The following is a 17,584-nucleotide window of genomic DNA, read 5'->3' as shown; positions in this document are numbered from 1 at the left end:
CCGCTTTTAGAGAAAGCACCATATACATCAACGTCTCCAATGTAGGCGACAACTGCCTGTCTGGCTACATATTACTGAGCAGACAGGCAGTTTAGGAGGAGAATAGAAGGTCCGGCTTGGGAGACGAAAGGTGTTAGGCGGACATTGGTTATCGGGAAAATTTACGGTAACATTCGATATGTTCTGTGATTTTTGGGGTAGTAATGTTATCGAAATATCGAATGTAAATAAAAACATAGACAAAACTTATTTTTATTGAATGGAAATACAGTGAAGTTTGAAAAGTTAGAAATCATACTGAGCGTTATTGGCGGATTTTGTTTGCTTTCTGCGATTCCTCTCGTGATCTGCATGAATCACACTACACCTAGAGGCGATAGCGCAAACTGGCTACAAGCAATTGTAGCAATTCTAACTTTATTGGGCGTAATCTATGCCGCAATTAAGGCATCAGATGCAGCTAAAAGCACTGAAAGTATAGCACATAAAGCGAATGAAATTTCTGAAAATAGCCTTATGTTGACCGAGCGCTCCTATGTGGTAAACATATTAGGATATTTGGGGCAACAAGCCAATGATTCATTAAGTAGACAAACTATCGCAACAAGAAGGTGGGCGGAGTATCAAGATATTATCAGTGCAGGTGGATTTCCATCCGCATCAAACGCCAAGACTGAACAAGACAAAATATTTATCAATACAACAAAAGACAAGAATATTTCTATATTCGTAACGTCAATATTAAAATGTCACCATGTTATCGATTCATGTAAATACAAAGATTCTGAATATTACAAAAATATTTTGCGTTCTTATTTAGACACTGACGCAATCATCGAATTACGAGACGAAACCCAATTGCAATGGGTATGTAAGAACTATAAACATCACGGAACTGCTTCTGATTTCTATCAATTGGCGTCAGATTTGGAAAAAAATTACCAAGATGCACGTGCTTTCCTAGAAATAAAAAAGTCTTCATAAACCAAATCGGTTGATGGCGTACAGTTCCCTGCTCGAAGTAGTGTCCCCTTTGGGAATTATGTCATGGTCTCCAGAACGGCAGAAATGAGGCGTAAGCCGACATCATATACCATTATACTTTCACCAAACCAGCCGTCTTTGGATCATAAATAAAACCTTCAATACTTCCATCTGATATTTTATCCACCATTTGAGACACAATATCCAGCGGAGCCAGAAACCACTCTTTCGGCTGCACGGGATGCCCAAACCGATCCTGAATCATCAGATCAATCTGTGCTGGAGCCAGAACCCTATGAAAGATCTTCTCCAGCTTCGTGCGATTGATGTTGAAGAGCTTGTAGGTCGCCACGACTTCCACATCAGCCAGAAGATAGGTTGCATCATGCCTGGCGTTGGCAATCCGCTTTTTCACATCGCCTCCCGTCACCCCGATCTTGTGGATCAGGTTACGATGCTGCGCGATATACGGGTTATCTGACAGACTTCTCAGCACATAGATCGTGCCGCTTTCCAGATCATCCGGTTCAACGGTTGTGCCAAACAAAGGCCCGACTGTCGGATCTGTAATCCGGCGACCAGCCTCATCCTTATAGAGCGCCCGCTGGAGCGACCTCAGAAGGACATCACTCTCGGTTCCGTTGTCATAGATAACCCGCAGACGGCTGTCTCTGCGACCGTACTCTGTCTCGAACTCTTTCCCGACATGCGCGACGTAAACCATCTGCCCTTTCAGGATAAAGAATTCTCCCTGCCGAATACCGGCTTCCTGCCCAAAAGGACGTGTTTCCCGCACGCCGGATTTCAGATCCTCCTGCACCTGTGCAAACAAAGGCCGGAAGGTTTCAAAATCCTTGCAGGGTTCGCGGCTGGCAATTTCTTCCGCTGCCCGCACTTCTGCGCGTGATTTCACATGCTTCAGGACAGTGATGGAGTCAGCCGCTGGCTCGGCCTCAATGCCCAGTTCAGCCAGAAGCGCATCATCGTCCAGCGTATCGGGATCAGGACTCTCATCGTCCGTCCCGGAAACACCCAGAAGCCCATGCGGATCACGCTGTGCCAGCAATGACCGGCATTTTTCCAAAGCCCGTATCCGATCCAGACGCACGGCATAAAGCCGCTCAAAGATATCCCTGTCTTCTCCATGCGCAGGCGCATGCCCGTGTTCCTCATAGAAACGACAGATATCCTCAAACCCGGCAATAATCCGCTCTTCCTCGGCTGTCAGCGCAGCCTTCTTTTTAGCCTCAAGCGAGACACCAAGTTCGGCCAGAAGCTCTTCATCGCTCAGGTCAGCCATTCGCCCGTTCCTCTGCCGTCTTACGCGCCAGAACCGCCACCCCTTCGGCCATCTTCCGTTCCCACGCATCGGGAGATGTCAGCTCCGGAAGGCGTCCCCTTTCCTTTTTGAACAGAAGGGCACGCTTTGCCAGATCCCTTGCCTCTTCAATCGTCAGAGCAATATGACGACCGGCAATGACCTCCTGAACCTGTTTGAGGGTCTCTGCATTCATGCTCCTGGCCAGGATCTTATAGGCTTCCTCAAACGGATTGATCGCATCAATCAGGTCGATATCCAGATCCCGGACATTCATGGCAATCTTCCGCATCCCCTCAATCAGGGCTGTATTGCCACCAATCTTCTCCTCGCCCCCCGCTGCCTTCTGCCCCTTCTGGGTCAGATTGAATGCCGCCACGGCATGCTGGCGCACAGCCTCCTGATCCTCATCCGAAAGCTCGGGATACCGATCCCGAATGATTTTCCCCAGCCTGACCTGTGTCAGTTCTTGGGGGGCTGTTTCCTCATCGAACAAACCATGCTCCAGGGAAGGCTTGTCCTGCACAAAGGACGCCACAACTTCGTTCAGATCCTCCCGGCAGATCCGCTGCGCTTCAGGGCTTTTGGGAGAAACGAGCCCCTTGATCTCCATATGGAACTGGCCGGTCTGCGCATTGAAGCCAACATTCGTGCCGTTTGGCTTGTAGCCTTCTTCCCCATAGTCATAGCCATCCAGAGGCGCACTTTCTGCGGTCTTCGGCGTGAACTCGAAACGTGGCGTCAGCACCTGTTCCATAAGCAAGCTGGCGGCAATGGCCTTGAGCATGTCATTGACCGCATCCGTCACTTTTTCCTGGGATGCATCCGGTTCAGCAATCAGATTGATGAATTCGGCCCGTGTCTTACCAGGCGCATCACGGGTGGCGCGGCCAATGATCTGAATGATCTCCGTCAGGCTGGAACGGTATCCGACCGTCAGCGCCTGCTCACACCAGATCCAGTCAAACCCTTCCTTGGCCATCCCCAGTGCAATGATGATGTCCACATGATCGCGGTTGTTCTTCTGCGCCGGATCCTTCAGGGCAGCGACAACCTTGTTGCGCCGCACAGGCTCATCTTCCACCAGATCGGCAATACGCAGCACCCGGCCGTCGGTAGTACGACGCACCAGATGAAAGCCCGTTTCCTCGTCCTCTCCTTCCCAGTCTCCCAGGACGGACAGGATATGCTCGACTTCCTTGTGCTTCTGGGTCGTGCTTTCGCGTGAATTGACATTGGGAATATGCACGATCGTTTTGCGCTTACCGTCCAGCACCCGGTCAATCGCATCCAGATAGGAGCCTGTATAGAAATAATATCCCAGATCCAGCTCTTTCAGATACTGGTACCCGTTCAACTGCTGATAGTAGGTGTAGGTGACTGTCTCGAATTTCCCTTCATCTTCAGGGGACAGCACAGCAACGGCATCCCCACGGAAATAGGAGCCGGTCATGGCGATGATATGCGTCTCCCCACGGGCAATCAGCTGGTTGAGATAATATCCCAGCCTGTTTTTCGGGTCTGCGCTGACATGGTGGAATTCATCCACCGCCACCAGACACCCATCGAAGGCAGCAATACCTAGTTCTTCCGCAGCGAACCGGAACGTCGCGTGGGTGCAAACCAAAGTCTGATCTTCACTCTTCAGAAACTCGCCAACAGCTTTGACCTTGGAGCGCGCGACCTGTCCTTCATCGGACCCTGGCGCGTTGCACAGATTCCATTTCGGCTGGACGATCCAGTCGGCCCAGAAGCCAAACTTGCTCAACGGTTCGCTCATGAAGCTGCCCCCGATCGAGCGTTCCGGCACAACGATCAGGGCTTTTTTCACGCCCTGATGTGCCAGCTTGTCGAGGGCAACAAACATCAGGGCACGGGATTTACCAGAAGCGGGCGGTGACTTGATGAGAAGATACTGCTCGCCCCGTTTCTCATAGACCGCTTCCTGCATGGGCCGCATGCCCAGCTCATTGGTTCTGGCAGACTGCCCTGTCTGGCCGGTACGCAGGGAAACAGCGGGAATAACCGGATTGATCGTCATGGCTCAGGCAGCGTCCTTCTTCTTTTTCGTCTTGCCGCCTTTTCTGGCGATCATCTTGCTGTAGAGGTCGAACAGCTTTTCCAGACGCTCCGTATCATTGCGGAAGCGCCGACCGATATAGATCCGCTCCAGCACTTCGTCATTGCGATCATGAGCGGCCCGCAGATTGTCTGGCATTTTGTCAGGATCATACAGATCGGCAATCGTGGCCGGGAAATGCGCCTCACGCGCCAGAAGAATGTCCTCGGCACAGCGCGTCAGATCGGCACGGTTCTTCTCGGTTAAAGTCGGAACAGGAAAGGTGTTCCAACCCAAAGTATTAGAGTATGAAAAATCCGTACGCATACGGACACAAACTGTACCAATCCACACCCAATGAAGCCGAGAGGCAATCAGGGCCATATTCCAGAGAGGGGCATCGTACAAAGCAAAATTTCTATCTGTAACAATAGATCTAGAACCAATATAACCAACTGGTAAGAAAGATCTATTTTCAGATGAAACACGAGGAACAATTATAAATTTTTCATTCCCTATCTGCCGAACTTCATCAAATTTATAGGGATATTTAGCTCCATCCCTTGTCGCAGCCTTCGTGCTGCTCGCACGCATGGCAGCTACTTTTTCAAAACGCTCTTTCAAAACTGGAATTTGAAAAGCCTCATCTCTCAGATCATCAGGCACCCAAATACAGAATCTCATATTCCCACGAATATATTCCGAAGACCCATAAACAGGCTTAATGAATTTCTCTTTTTGCTCTCCTGTGAGTCTAAGGTGCTCCACCTCATCCCATGAGAGCAGTAAATGCCCACCATCAACTGGTTTATTACCGAAATCCATCAGAGAAATTTGCGAAATCGGCTTGCTGCTCTTCTCAACAACGACATCAGCACCGGACACCAGATAAGCATTGATATGCCCAGCTTCCTGCCTGATCGTTTTCCCATCTGCTCCGTTTGAGAAGAGAATTTTGGAGCACTCTGAAACAGGAGCAATACCAATGATAGCGACAGTCACACCCGCATTATGTGCCGCCAGATTGGCCCACTTGAACGACGTATGGGCAAAACTGATCTCATAGTTCAGCCCAAAAATCAGCGGCCAGAGAATGGGAACCTGCTGCCCCTGACAGATGGAATTCGTGCTCACAAATGCGCTGGAAGACCCTGTTTTCTGGCCATAATCCGCAGCCTTCATGAACCAGCCCGCAACATAATCTAGGGACTTCCAGGATTTCGTACGCTGCCCGAAAATCTGCTCCAGATCCGCCTTCTGCTCAGCTGACTGCCAGGTGCTGCCCTTATACGGGGGATTGCCACAGATATAGGTTTCAGACCCCTTCTGAGGCGGGCAGACGTCAAACCAGTCCTTCTCCAGGGCATTCCCGCAGATGATATGCCCTGTATCTTTCAGGGGCAGCACATTCAGGCGGGCCTGTTTCTGGTCGATATGGATTTCGTCACTCTGGAATTCTGCGATCAGAAGCGACAATCGCGCGATTTCCACCGCAAAATCACGGATCTCAATCCCATAGAAATTGGCCAGAGGGATGACGGATTTCCGTTCCGCCCTCTCGATCTTCAACCGGTCATCAATCTCGCTCTGAATGTCCCGCATGTCCTTATAGGCAATCACGAGAAAATTGCCCGATCCACAGGCCGGATCAAATACCCGAATGCCAGACAGACGCGCCTTGAGGGCATGCAGCTTCTGGGTGTTGTGACCTGCCTTTTCCAGTTCCTCACGCAGGCCATCCAGAAATAGCGGATTGAGCACTTTGCGGATGTTGGGCACGCTGGTGTAGTGCATCCCCAGCGCACCGCGCTCCCCTTCATCCGCAACGGCCTGGATCATGGACCCGAAGATATCGGGATTAATCTGCGCCCAGTTCAGCTCACCAGCACGCAGAAGATAGGTGCGGGCCAGTTTATTGAATTTCGGGCAGTCCGTTGCCCCGGAAAACAGGTTCCCGTTCACATACGGGAAATCCCTGGCCCAGGATTTGACCCCGCCTTTTTCACGGTCGTCATTGCGCGTATCCAGATCCATCGTCCTGAACAGCTCAGCCATGACCTCATGCGTCTGATCCGTGGCCCCTTCCGTCATGGTCTGGATGGTTCTGGTGAACAGATTGTTCAGGAAGATCCCGGTATCCTCGGCAAAAAAGCAGAAGATCAGGCGCGCCATGAAATGGTTCATGTCGTGGCGGCGTTCTTCCGTTGCCCAGTCGGGGTTTTCCTTCAGAAGTTCGACATAAAGACGGTTCAGGCGTGACGTAGCCTTAACGTCGATCGGGTTGTTCTTGATCTTCTGAACGGTCGTAATGCCCGCCAGGGGCAGGAAAAACCCGAACCGATCAGCCAGATGCGTGAACACATCTGTAATGTGCTCATCTTCCGTGCGATCTTCCGCCTCAAACGTCACCCCATCCGTGGCCAACAGAAACCGTGCCTTGGCCGACTGGGTCTTGGGGCTTTCCCTGAGCAGATTCAGGGTCTGGGCAACCTGGCCTTCTGAACAGACAGCCAGATGGATGTTGTTGCGCTGGAGCACTGCTCCAGAAACGTCCGAGCGGTTATCCTTGCGAAGCCGCTTGATCGTGACATCGCGGTTTCCGAACGCTTGCAGGAACTCGAAAGGAAATTCCCCGGGATTAAAAGGTGCCTCGGCAATCCGGGAGACAGCTTCTTCAATCTCAACGGGATTCATGCGTAAAATTCCATACGTTCGAAAAACAGATCATACACTTCATGCGCCACCGGACACCTCCAGGAAGAGGCGGACCAGAGGTGCGTTGATATAATAATTGCTCCGTCCTGAGCGGTGCTTGGACAGCAAGCCTTTCTCTGAGAGCTGGTCGAGATATTTCCCTGCCGTCTGACGCGCGATACTCAGGTCCGACTGGACATACTCGATTTTCGTGTAAGGGTGCCGGAACAGGTTGTTCAGCAGCTCCTGGCTGTAAATCTTGGGCAGTTCCGTGCGCATCCGCTGCTTCATGGTGGCCATCTGCGCCCGCATCCCTTCAATCAGCTCCAGGGTGATCCTGGATGTCTCAGCCACGGCACGCAGCATGTAGAGGATCCACGCTTCCCATGCGCCTTCATCTCGCACCTTCTGCAACAGACGATAATATTCATCCTTGTGCCGTGTGATGTAGCGCGACAGGTAGAGGATCGGGATATCCAGAAGACCGGTCCGGGTCAGATACAACACGTTCAGGATCCGCCCGACACGGCCATTCCCATCGGGGAAAGGATGGATGCTCTCAAACTGATGGTGGATCAGGGCCATCTTGATGAGCGGATCCAGATCACAGAGCCCGTCATCATTCACGAACCGCTCCAGATCCGACATATGCCGGACGATTTCCTGCCCGTCTTGCGGTGGTACAAAGATAACTTTCCCTGTACCTTCATTTATCAACGTTGTTCCAGATCCTTTACGAAACCCATCACTCCGCTTCTTGAGACTCTGGAAAATCGCGATCAGCGCCTTGTTCAGGATCAGCCCGTCGGTTTCCTTCAGCTGCCGAAACCCCAGATGTAGGGCATCGCGATACAGGGCGACTTCCTTGGCCGCCACTGAGTCCGGCCCCTCGGGAAACAGATCGGCCTGGAAAAGCTCATCCTGGGTGGTGACGATATTCTCGATTTCTGAAGACGCCTTGGCTTCCTGCAAAGCCAGCGTATCAATCAGGATCCCCTGATTGGGAATGGTTGCCGCCCGCCCCTTCAGTTCAGCCAGGGCTTTATTGGCCTCGACCAGCGCCCTGAGAACCGGAACCGTTTCTATCTCCGTCTGAGGCGGCAAAGGCCGAATAAGGTAGGTTGGCGTTAACATGACATCCTGACGTGGTAGCGATATCCGTTTTTTCTAACACGTCAGAATGATCCGTCAAAGAAATCCGGTTTCTTTGACATATGACGGTCTTCTGGATCCACCCAGCCCTTTTAGGCCCGAGAAAAATCTGACCGCTCAGGCTTCAGTCAACAATATCTCAGCGGCCTGGAAAAAGGGCACCGCAAGACACGTGGTTATGACGCAGGCAAGAAGATCGTCGGTCGGAAACGTCACATCGCAGTTGATACGGATGGCCGCCTTCTCCTGGTTCAGCTGACAACAGCCGATATTTCGGACAGTGCAGGAGGACAGATGATCCTTGATGTCATTCGCAAACGCTGGCCTTGGGTGAAGCACCTGTTTGCCGATGGAGCCTATGACCGCCTCCAGTTGATGGATAAGGCCACTTTTCTCGACTTCACAGTCGAGATCATCCGGCGGTCAGAGACAGCAAAAGGGTTTGAAATCCTGCCGCGTCGGTGGGTTGTGGAACGGACCTTCGGTTGGATGATCCGCTGGCGTCGCCTTGTGAAGGACTACGAACAGCGGATCGACGTCGCAGAGGCCATGATCCACATCGCCATGGGAAGCCTCATGCTACGCCGAAACGCTCATCCGTGAATTTCCAAAAGGGCTCTTAGATTTGGCAAATTTTCTAAAAATGAAACAAATGATATAGAAAATATGACAGAGTGACTCGAAATATAATATAATATTATTGAAATAGTTATGTATTGTATGTGGATATTTTATGATATGTATAAAGAAAAAATTATGTAAATCATAATTATCAGATACAATCCTATCTTATAGATGTAAAGTGCGCCGCTTCTTTTGTTTTTCCTGCGCTTTGGCTTCGGTTTTGCGCGAGAGAATGGTTCTGACCTTCGCTTTCAAGGCTTCGGTCATCTCACGCAACCGATCCATCATACCTTTTCGGTCCTTCATGACTTCAGCCGTGTTTTTAAGGCCCTCGGCTGCCTTCTGCTCATGCCGGCGGGTTGAGAAGCGGCCTGCCAGAGTAGCACGTTGCTTGCCCTTTCCTTCCCGTGCTTCCAGACCCTGTTTTGTCTGCTGCATAGCGCGTACGGTGCCACGCCGGATATTTTCCGCTCGTTCCAGAAGGGCGTGTGCTGTCTCTTTTTCGGGCTGGCGCTCGAAGTTCCGGATGATATTTTTCAGGACATCGGTTGCGGTAATTGTACGCTGATCCCCCAGAGGCCGTCGGCCGGCAATCTCGCTCCGTTCAGCGCCATCCGATGTGACGATAAAGGTCTGCTCCCGGTGTCGGCTGGACGAAGTGTAAGCACCGAACGCCGTGACATTCCGTGACCCGGCTGGAATGGCAAAAATATGCTCGGTGACGGTGACACCCTGGCTGGTATTGGTGGTCATCGCGTCCCCATAGGATAGTAGAAACCGACCGGTTTCCTTATCCTTGAGGGAGTCCCATTTCACCAGTCCATCCCGACCATTGGCCCCTCGCAGAACCAGCCCCTCTTCGCGTATATCACGGACTTCAACCACAGTGCCGTTGCGGCCGAGATTCCCGCCTGAATTGGTATCGAGGAAGCGGGCATTTGTCCGCTGGAACAGGCGAACCTTGTCGCCGCGTGCCAGGGACAGGTCATAGGAGGTATTTTCTCCGGTAGCCTGTGCCTTGAGGGTAATCAGATCCGCGCTGATTTCCCCAAGCTCACGCCGGCGATCACGGATCGCGCGGCTGATGTTGTGGGCGTCAGCATTCGTCGGGGTGGAGATCGAAAGGGTGTATTTGTCGCGATCGGCATTCTCCGTACGGCGTTGCTGCCAGAGATCGACCACGGCCTTGATGGCTTCCTCGTAGCCTCCCGGTGCAACACGCAGGGTTCCATTTTCCGCCTTCCGCTTGACGGCTTCCTCGGTTTGCCCGTTGCGAAACATAAGGGTGGTTTCGCGCTCTTCCTGCTGAATCTGGCGCGTGGATGTCCCCAAGAGGGCTGTGTTTTCCTTGCCCAGCCCTCGTTGCAGTAATTCGATAACCGCGCCCGCCTCAACGGACTGCATCTGTTTCGGGTCGCCGATCATCACCAGCTTGAAGCCGATGTCCTCTCGCTTCCTGAGGATGTCATTGAGCTGGCGTGTGCCCAGGAGGCTGAGTTCGTCAACGACGACGACGGATTTCTTGGTGAGTTTGAGCTTGCCGTTGTCGATCCGGCGCAGGAAGGATTCCAGAGCGCGGGTCTTGGCGACTTCCATACCCGTAGCAGACAGATCGTCGGACTGTCGCCAGGCCAAGGCGATGCCGTGAACGTCCCGGCCCTGCTGCTTCCACGCGGTTACGAGCGGCTTCAGGAGTGTGGTTTTTCCTGAACCTGCAACGCCGATCCCCACGACGACCTGACCGCCCTTCCCTAGATCCTCCATCATCGTGCGTTGGGCCTGCCCGTGCGCGCTCTCGAAACTGAGTTCGGGATGGGCCTTGACGGCCTGGTCAATCTGCTTGTCCGTGAGCGCGCCGCTTCGATCCTTCGCGGCCTCGCGCGTCATGCGGATCAGGTCGCGCTCTTCGCTTTCGTGAAGGGCGGTCGTGATTCCGACCCGCTCTCTGCCTTCCGGGTCTTTGACTTCTCCCCAAATCAGGGAGGTTTGCCGTCCGTGCTGGCGGACGCCGCGATTGCGCATGGCTGCGGTCACGGCGTTGATGTCGGCTGCTGTGTCGATCCCCGCTGCGATCAATCCTTTGGCGGCGGCGATCCGGGCATCAGAACCGTCAAGAGATGCGCGCTGCTGAAGCTGCTTGTCAAAGACATGCTGTGCAGCTTCATAAGCGTGTTCCAGGCGCTCGGCCCGATCGCGCTCGGGTGCGATTTCATCGGGCCGGAGAATGCTCCGGTGCTTGTATCCGATCTCTGCGGCCGTGCGCTGCCATGAGGCCATGTCGGTAAGATCGTCCGACTTCGCGCCGCGCGGATCTTGCACCCCCTGCTTGATAAGGCCGATTTTGCGCTTGGCATCGAGGGTATCCCAATCAAGGCCCTGCCCTGCCGCATAGGCGCGCGCGGCGGCCGTTCCTGAAAGCGTGCGGCGACTGAACTGTTCACAGACACTCTCGGGAATGGCTGCAACCCTGCCCATTTCCGTCCGCTCGTCCAGCACCATATCGACCCCCTGCTTGCGCAGGTTCGTCGCTAGGTGGGCCTGATAGACGGCGCCCCACTCCTTGACCTTGCCGTTAAGCTGATCGAGCCACAGGCCGCCCATGCGGCCCTCGTCGGTCAGTGCCGCGTTCAGAATGGCAGTATGCGTGTGGAGCTGCATATCGCCTGGCACCCGGTCCCCTCCCTGACGGAGCGTATGCAGCTCGGTAAAGACCTCGCCCTGGTCGTCTGTCCGGATGACCTCAACGGTCGGCCGTGCCGTATAATGATCGAAGGACACCCAGCCGATGGATGCGGGGTCCCAGCCATCTTTTCCGGCGTCGCCTTTCCGCGCACGTCCGATCACCTTTTCCACTTCCTGCATGGTTGAGGCGATCGCGTCGTGATGTGCCTGAAGGATGATTCCGCGCTCGGCTTCTGTCGGGGCGAATGCCCATGCAACGGAAACCGATTTGGGGGCGGAAAAGGTGAAATCCACATACCCGATCCGGGCGCGACTGGTGTCCATGCGCTCGTGATATTCGGACACACTCAACTCCTGCCCGTCGGCCATACGCCCGGACAGGATGTTTTCGCGTTGGTCATTGGTCAGGCTGGCCGCATCGGCACCAAGGACGGCCGTAAAACGCCGTACAGCCCGTTCAGCTTTCTTGGCAGGTATATCGCCGCCAGAAACCGTCTTGCCCGCCAGAACGGCTTCCAGTTCGGATCTCGTGGGCAATCGGCTTTCATCCATCTCGAAGATTTTGCCGATTGCTTCCGTGGCCGATCTTTTCGTCTTCCCCGGAATATCCTGTCCGTCTGCTCGTTGCCCGTTCAGAAGGTGAGCGACTTCGGCCGGTGTCAGGCCCTTCGTGGGGTCGATCCCAAGTCGTGCGGCCAATTCGGGATTCATGTCCCGGCGTGGGACGGCTGTCGCACTGCTGTAGTCGCGGGCGGCGCTGGCGTTGCGGATCTCGCTATCAAGTGCGTCGGCAATGAAGGGCACGGCGCGTTGCTGCAACAATTCCTCGGCTTTGGCCCGGTCGATCAGATTGGCCGCCACGAAGGTTCCGGCTGCGCGGACTGCCAGCACGTCGTCCGAATCGGACGTGGCTTCTCGCAGGCGGTCGATTTCCATTGCCAGCGTGTCGGCCAAGTCATCCATCCCGCTCGTGGTGCCGGCATAGCGGGTGGCAGCGGCCTCGGCCGGGGTCGGGGGTCTTACACCCTGCGCGTAGTACTCCGCCATCACGGCCATCTCGGGCGGAAGGGTCTGCTGAAGCAGGTGCTCGCTCATGGCCTTGGCGGCGGACGTGGCCCCGGCCGCGCCTGTCCGATAGGTCAGCATCAGGGTGCCGGGGTATCGGACGCTTCGTGACCGGAAGCGACAAGAAGAGACGCCATATCATTCATGCTTTCGGCCATTGTGTTGACGGCCTGGGTATTCTCGCCCACGGCGGCGGTCAGGTTGGTGAGGGCCTGCGCGACCGGAGAATCCCCCGGCTCGTCTCTGGCGGCTGCCAGCACTTCGGTCAGCATTTCGGTCTGCGCCTGAAGCGTGTCGAGCATCATCCCGAGGACGGTCTGAATGGCCGAGAGCTGCTTACCGAGCTCTTCCAGCGTATCGGAAACATGGGCGAGATAGGCCCCGTCGGTATCTTTCGCCATGAGGGTTCGGGCTCCTTATTCCCGGCATTATCACGAAAACGTGAGCAATGAATCGGAAGGCGATGCGCCGGAATCAGTGCCCTCTTTTCGCACCTTTTCACCCCATGCGTCTAGCATGACTTGGTCTGTAGGAAAAACGCCACTCCCCCCTCACCCTCCTACCTCTCATGGAAGGATACGATAGAGGATACGAAAGAGGCCACGTATCAGGACACGAAAGAGGACACATCAGAGGATACGTTAGAGGGCACGCTAGAGGCTACGGAATAAAAAAAGAAGGTGACGGACGAGAAGAAAAATGCAATTTTTCTCAAGCCATGAAAAACGCCAACAGACAGACGATCCGTGGAGTTCCGAGCAAACGTCCTCGCACTGAAGAGGAATTGCAGGAGGCTGCGGATCGGTTCAGCCAAGACTGGACCCCACAGGATCAGGTGATGCCGTGGATACGCGCTCATGAGCCGGAGCTTAGTGCGATGGTGAGTGCGGGCTGGTCCTGGGATGATGTCGGCCGGGCGATGGCTCGTGCGCGCATCACGTATAAAACCGAGGTGCCCATGAAAGGGTCGATCTTGCGCGCGAAAGCGTACAAGGCGCGGAAGGACAGGTCAGAGGCGACGACAGTTCGAGCGGTTCCCGCGAGAACGCCAGTCGTCTCGGGAGGCGTGAAACCGGCTCCTGCTGCCTCGTCCATCAGACCGTCAGCGGACCCCTCGCCTGCGTGGCTGGAACAGGCCCCGGAAAGGGAGGAAGGCGAACCGGAGTTCAAGCCGATCTCACTGCGAACCCCTCTGCCCCCGACAGCCGAACCCAAGGCGGTAAAAACGCAAACGGCTCCTGAGCGGCCGAAACGCTCAAGAGCCGATGCTTTAGCAATGCTAACTAATCGTCCTGTAAAGACTGAGGAATCATAATGAGCGACACGAAATCAGGCAACAAAAACCCTGCGCCTGCTGCCAAGAAGCCGGTCCAGCCTGCGAAGTTCGATCTGAACCAGACACTCGCGCAGGAACCGGTCTTTGACGTTAAACCCTTCACGCCGCGTAAGGTCGAAGAAGCCGAGCCGGTGATTGCCGAGGGCATGGACCTGAGCGGCAAGACGAAGATCGTCTTCGTCAACGGGCGCGGCAAGACCGGCAAGACCACATTCCTGCGCTGGGCGGCCGAGCGTGCTCTGCTGGGCAACCGGCCGATCCTCATGGCGGATCTGGACCCAACCAATGCGTCGTTCTCGTCGTATTTTCAGGACGTGGCGCGACCGAACACAGACGATCCGGCAGGCGTTGCGCAGTGGATGCAGCGGTTCATCGAATACGCGGTCGAAAACCAGACAACGGCGGTTCTCGATCTTGGCGGCGGCGACACCACGCTGCGCGAGACGGCGGCCGAAATGCCGGGTTTCGCATCAGCGATTGCCGAGGCCGGCGCGGTTCCCGTCCTGATCTCGCTGGTCGGGTCGCAGGTCGATGATCTGGCCCCGATTGCAACACTGCGCGATCGCGGGTTTTCGCCGGACGCGCGGGCGATCGTGTTCAACGAGGCATCCAAGGAAATCGGTCACACGCGCGATCAGTCATTCGGCCGCCTGCTGACAAGCGCCGTGGTCGTGGATGAAGTCACGGACGGGGCGGTCCCGCTGTGGATGCCCCGGCTCAATGCGGCGGCAGCCGTCGAAAGCCGCCGGAGCCTGTTCAGCGCCGCGCGCGACGGCCTGACCACGCCTCCCCTCGGGATGTTCGACCGCTCGAAGGTCCGGACATGGCTCGAAGCGATGGACCGCCGGTTTGCTGGGATCATGTCATGGCTTCCGTAAGCCAGGACGAACCGGCAGACGATTTTGAAGGCGCGATCGCCAGCGCAAGACAGGATCTACAGTTGGCGATTGCCAAGGCGCACCTGACGGATGATCCGTTGGGTGTTGCCCTGCACGCGATGTCCGAGACGCTGGGTGCTCAGGCCGCGCTCTACAAGGCGACGTTCAACAAGTATCGCGACATCAGCGCGGACCTCGATCGCGCGCGAAGCGATGCGGTCGAAGCTGGACGGCTGGAACTTGAAGGCCAGAAAGCCGGTATCGTTCAGGAACTGGCTCCCCAACTCCTGAAGCTGACCGCTTCGCAGGTGAAGGTTCAGGAACGCACGGTCAAGCTCAAGACGCTGCTCATGGCGGGCGGCATTGCCGGAGTGCTCGCCATCACGGCGGCCTGTGTCGGATACGGCACGGGCTGGAAAAACGGCAGGACGAACGGTCTTTACGACAAGGGGGCACTGTTCGCGGCGCTACAGGAGCATGGCCCGGGCGCTGAGACGGCCCTGATTGAACTGGTCCGGAACAACGACATTCCGGCTGTCCTATCGGCCTGCCGCGCTCATGCTTTCGATCAGGGCGGGCGACAGGCTTGCGCCGCGCCGCTCTGGCTTGAGCCGCCTCGGCCTCCTGCTGCACAGGACAACAAATAAAGTCAGGGACACGGCATCATAAGGGAGGGCAGACTATGCGGAGAATGTCACTCAATCCGGGCCTGCGGCTTGCGCTTCGCCCGTTTGCCTCCCTGCTGGCTTTTGCCGTCGGCCTTCCGGCCGCCATATTGGCGGTGCTCTGCTTCATTCATGGTGCGTCGCTGCTCTGGTCAGCCGGAATCCTCATTGCGTACAAGACATTCATCGCGGGCGGAGTATGTGCGGCGCTGGCTGCTTTAGCGCGCTGGCCGCGCGAGTACCTGACGCGCTGACGGACCGGGCGCGAAGTGCCCGGAAACGTCGAGCGTCATCGACGGTGTAAAGCGTCGCAACGGAATGTTGAGGGCTTCCATCAGATCGTTGACGAAGCGGTCGCGGTCCTGCCGCTGTCGCTGCTGGTGGCTTCTATCATCGAGTTCGATGGCAAGGACCGGCCGCCCCGTCGCCAGTTCGATCACCACGAAATCGAGACTTTTACCGGCTACCCGATTCAACGCCTCGGGAAAGCGGCGTGGATCGACCACGATGCTTACCAGCTCCGCAAGCCGCACCTGCGGGCAGACATAGTGTCCGGCCGGAATCTGCGCCCGAAAGGCAAGAAGGGCACGGCGTTCCCAATCCGATAGAAGGGCTTTGGGCTGATAGCGTTTGCGCAGGATAGCTTCCCGCCCTGTCTGGTTCTGCTCGGGCGGTTCCTGCACGCTCTCGGCCGGCGTGTCGGCCGAGAGCGTCGCCGGCGTTGCCTTGCCAAGCGGCCGGCGGCGGACATGCCATACGACCGCACCAATTACGCAGGAGCCGCCAATCAACCAGAGCGTTTCGAGAGAAAGAAACAGGGCGCGGTCCTTCCGGTTAGCGGAGCTTCGGGCCTCGCAGTTTGGCCGCGGGCGCGTCCGGTTCCTTCATAACGCCTGCGGGGCTGGATCGCGCACCCTGCCCTTTCTGCACCTGGCCGGACCAGTAGCTTGCAGCGCGCTGGCTGGTGGCGGGCTTTTCCTGCGCTGTGCGGTCTGCCGCTGCTGCGGAGAACCCGGATTTGACAGTCACGGTCACGTTGTCGCCGGCGGCCGCCTTCTGGCGGCCGAGATCTTGCGTCGGTACAACGATGATGCCCTTTCCCGTGTTCACGCTGCTGCTGTGCGTATCTGTGGCGACCAGTACGCCCGTGATCTGTTCGCCGGGACGCGCGGTCCGCACGTCCTGGGCCAAAGGCTCCGCACCCTGTTGTCGCAGATGCTCAAACGCTGTCCGAAGGGCGGCCACCCTTCCCCGGTCCGTCGCGTCCTCGACCAGATGACGCATGGCCGGGTTGGCAGGGTCATCAGCACCCGCGATGGAGGCGGCCAGCATTCGCGGCTTGGTGATAACGGAGAAATCGACATCATGCCCGTACTTCTGCCCAAGCGTGGCGATGAAGGCTTCCTGAACCCGCCCATTTCCCTCGCGGAAAGGATGGACAAAATTAAGCTCGGACATGACGCGACCGGCCACGGCGGAAAACAGCTCGACGTTAGAGCCCTTCAGGACATCGGGATCACGGATCGGCCGGAATGCCTCGGCCAGCCCGCGATCGAGCCTCGAACCCGGCAGGAAAGTCGTGCTGCCCTTGGTCATGAATTCGATGGGCTCGACCGGCCGTCCATCCACAACGGGCCGCTCGTTGCGCGTATGTCCGGCCCATTCGTAAATCTCGCCGAAGAGATGCTGGTGAATGGCTTTCAGGTGCGCCGCATCGAAATTACCGGCCGGGCCTGAACCCAGCCGGATGTCGATCATGCGGTCACTGGTGATCCTGTATTCGGCCCGATTGAGTGCCGCGCGCGACCGTAGGTCCAGCCGGTTGCGCAAGACATCCTGTTGATCCGGATCGTTGGAATTGGTGGGATAGGTATAACCGCGCCCCGGATCGCCGGTACTCATGGCGGCCGCGAATTAGCGACCGGCCCGGATGGCGTCGCGCATCTCGCGGCGCAGGTCTTCGAGCGAAATCACGCCCCGGATATAGCGTTCGTTCGCCTCTTCAAGAACCGGATCATGGACGTATCCCTGCCGGTAGTTTGCCGCCCGGGCTTCCTCGACGGCGCGACGACGCTGCGCGGATTCTTCTGCGCTGATCGGTCTGGCGGAAAGGGTCTGTCCCATCAC

The 17,584-nt window shown here is 56.1% G+C and carries 14 protein-coding genes and 1 pseudogene; 5 read left to right on the top strand and 10 right to left on the bottom strand.

Annotation, left to right across the window (positions count from 1 at the left end):
* Positions 1-270 precede the first annotated feature (270 nt).
* A complete protein-coding gene (locus tag ASN_RS18130) occupies positions 271-984 on the top strand; it encodes a hypothetical protein (protein ID WP_058989479.1) in 714 nt (237 codons plus the stop codon).
* A gap of 112 nt (positions 985-1,096) precedes the next feature.
* Here the strand turns inward: ASN_RS18130 and ASN_RS18125 are convergent, their stop codons facing one another.
* The 4 genes from ASN_RS18125 to ASN_RS18110 are packed head-to-tail and all read right to left on the bottom strand — an operon-like array spanning position 1,097 to position 8,189.
* A complete protein-coding gene (locus tag ASN_RS18125) occupies positions 1,097-2,284 on the bottom strand; it encodes a GIY-YIG nuclease family protein (protein ID WP_058989478.1) in 1,188 nt (395 codons plus the stop codon).
* Entirely contained in the window at positions 2,277-4,343 is a 2,067-nt protein-coding gene (locus ASN_RS18120; RefSeq protein WP_058989477.1) for a hypothetical protein, read from the bottom strand. Before ASN_RS18120 ends, ASN_RS18125 begins: the two co-directional genes overlap by 8 nt.
* Before the next feature lie 3 nt (positions 4,344-4,346).
* Positions 4,347-7,055 (bottom strand): class I SAM-dependent DNA methyltransferase, encoded by a 2,709-nt coding sequence (locus tag ASN_RS18115; protein WP_058989476.1) that lies wholly within the window; start codon positions 7,053-7,055, stop codon positions 4,347-4,349.
* A gap of 39 nt (positions 7,056-7,094) precedes the next feature.
* Positions 7,095-8,189, bottom strand: coding sequence for a Fic family protein (locus ASN_RS18110; protein WP_058989475.1), 1,095 nt, complete (start codon positions 8,187-8,189; stop codon positions 7,095-7,097).
* Positions 8,190-8,366: 177 nt separating this feature from the next.
* Between ASN_RS18110 and ASN_RS18105 the strand changes: the two are divergent.
* Positions 8,367-8,810, top strand: a pseudogene (locus ASN_RS18105) (IS5 family transposase); the annotation flags it as partial.
* 186 nt (positions 8,811-8,996) lie between these two features.
* Here the strand turns inward: ASN_RS18105 and mobF are convergent.
* The 3 genes from mobF to ASN_RS20095 form a co-directional block, all read right to left on the bottom strand.
* Positions 8,997-12,608, bottom strand: a complete 3,612-nt coding sequence (gene mobF / locus ASN_RS18100) for a MobF family relaxase (protein WP_231948541.1) — start codon at positions 12,606-12,608, stop codon at positions 8,997-8,999.
* 50 nt (positions 12,609-12,658) lie between these two features.
* Positions 12,659-12,979: a hypothetical protein gene (locus tag ASN_RS18095; RefSeq protein WP_058989473.1), complete on the bottom strand. Its 321-nt coding sequence runs from the start codon at positions 12,977-12,979 to the stop codon at positions 12,659-12,661.
* 454 nt (positions 12,980-13,433) lie between these two features.
* Positions 13,434-13,748: a hypothetical protein gene (locus ASN_RS20095; RefSeq protein ID WP_180952909.1), complete on the bottom strand. Its 315-nt coding sequence runs from the start codon at positions 13,746-13,748 to the stop codon at positions 13,434-13,436.
* Positions 13,749-13,892: 144 nt separating this feature from the next.
* Here ASN_RS20095 and ASN_RS18085 point away from each other — a divergent pair, with 144 nt between their 5' ends.
* Genes ASN_RS18085 through ASN_RS18075 form a run of 3 tightly spaced genes read left to right on the top strand, consistent with a single transcriptional unit; the run spans position 13,893 to position 15,711 of the window.
* Complete coding sequence (locus ASN_RS18085) at positions 13,893-14,792, top strand: P-loop NTPase family protein (protein WP_007284570.1); 900 nt, start codon at positions 13,893-13,895, stop codon at positions 14,790-14,792.
* Positions 14,780-15,439 carry a hypothetical protein gene (locus ASN_RS18080; protein ID WP_007284571.1) on the top strand — a complete coding sequence of 220 codons (660 nt, stop codon included), beginning with the start codon at positions 14,780-14,782 and terminating at the stop codon, positions 15,437-15,439. Before ASN_RS18085 ends, ASN_RS18080 begins: the two co-directional genes overlap by 13 nt.
* 44 nt (positions 15,440-15,483) lie before the next feature.
* Positions 15,484-15,711 (top strand): hypothetical protein, encoded by a 228-nt coding sequence (locus ASN_RS18075; RefSeq protein ID WP_007284572.1) that lies wholly within the window; start codon positions 15,484-15,486, stop codon positions 15,709-15,711.
* Here ASN_RS18075 and ASN_RS18070 read toward each other — a convergent pair.
* The 3 genes from ASN_RS18070 to ASN_RS18060 are packed head-to-tail and all read right to left on the bottom strand — an operon-like array spanning position 15,676 to position 17,581.
* Positions 15,676-16,248, bottom strand: coding sequence for a DUF2726 domain-containing protein (locus ASN_RS18070; RefSeq protein WP_070097778.1), 573 nt, complete (start codon positions 16,246-16,248; stop codon positions 15,676-15,678). The genes ASN_RS18075 and ASN_RS18070 overlap by 36 nt on opposite strands.
* A gap of 43 nt (positions 16,249-16,291) precedes the next feature.
* Positions 16,292-17,359, bottom strand: a complete 1,068-nt coding sequence (locus ASN_RS18065) for a Fic/DOC family protein (protein WP_058989472.1) — start codon at positions 17,357-17,359, stop codon at positions 16,292-16,294.
* A 12-nt stretch (positions 17,360-17,371) separates the two neighbouring features.
* Positions 17,372-17,581, bottom strand: coding sequence for an antitoxin VbhA family protein (locus tag ASN_RS18060; RefSeq protein ID WP_007284575.1), 210 nt, complete (start codon positions 17,579-17,581; stop codon positions 17,372-17,374).
* Between the last annotated feature and the right edge of the window lie 3 nt (positions 17,582-17,584).

The organism is Acetobacter senegalensis (assembly GCF_001499615.1).
Lineage (GTDB): Bacteria > Pseudomonadota > Alphaproteobacteria > Acetobacterales > Acetobacteraceae > Acetobacter > Acetobacter senegalensis.
Note: the sequence above shows the minus strand (reverse complement) of the source record. Positions and strands in the feature narration are given on the sequence as shown.

What these genes read in the sequence shown, in the direction of transcription:
- ASN_RS18125 (WP_058989478.1), bottom strand. Translation starts at nt 2,284, where the DNA reads ATGGCTGACCTGAGCGATGAAGAGCTTCTGGCCGAACTTGGTGTCTCG.
- ASN_RS18120 (WP_058989477.1), bottom strand. Translation starts at nt 4,343, where the DNA reads ATGACGATCAATCCGGTTATTCCCGCTGTTTCCCTGCGTACCGGCCAG.
- ASN_RS18115 (WP_058989476.1), bottom strand. Translation starts at nt 7,055, where the DNA reads ATGAATCCCGTTGAGATTGAAGAAGCTGTCTCCCGGATTGCCGAGGCA.
- ASN_RS18110 (WP_058989475.1), bottom strand. Translation starts at nt 8,189, where the DNA reads ATGTTAACGCCAACCTACCTTATTCGGCCTTTGCCGCCTCAGACGGAG.
- mobF (WP_231948541.1), bottom strand. Translation starts at nt 12,608, where the DNA reads ATGAGCGAGCACCTGCTTCAGCAGACCCTTCCGCCCGAGATGGCCGTG.
- ASN_RS18095 (WP_058989473.1), bottom strand. Translation starts at nt 12,979, where the DNA reads ATGGCGAAAGATACCGACGGGGCCTATCTCGCCCATGTTTCCGATACG.
- ASN_RS18085 (WP_007284570.1), top strand. Translation starts at nt 13,893, where the DNA reads ATGAGCGACACGAAATCAGGCAACAAAAACCCTGCGCCTGCTGCCAAG.
- ASN_RS18080 (WP_007284571.1), top strand. Translation starts at nt 14,780, where the DNA reads ATGGCTTCCGTAAGCCAGGACGAACCGGCAGACGATTTTGAAGGCGCG.
- ASN_RS18075 (WP_007284572.1), top strand. Translation starts at nt 15,484, where the DNA reads ATGTCACTCAATCCGGGCCTGCGGCTTGCGCTTCGCCCGTTTGCCTCC.
- ASN_RS18065 (WP_058989472.1), bottom strand. Translation starts at nt 17,359, where the DNA reads ATGAGTACCGGCGATCCGGGGCGCGGTTATACCTATCCCACCAATTCC.
- ASN_RS18060 (WP_007284575.1), bottom strand. Translation starts at nt 17,581, where the DNA reads ATGGGACAGACCCTTTCCGCCAGACCGATCAGCGCAGAAGAATCCGCG.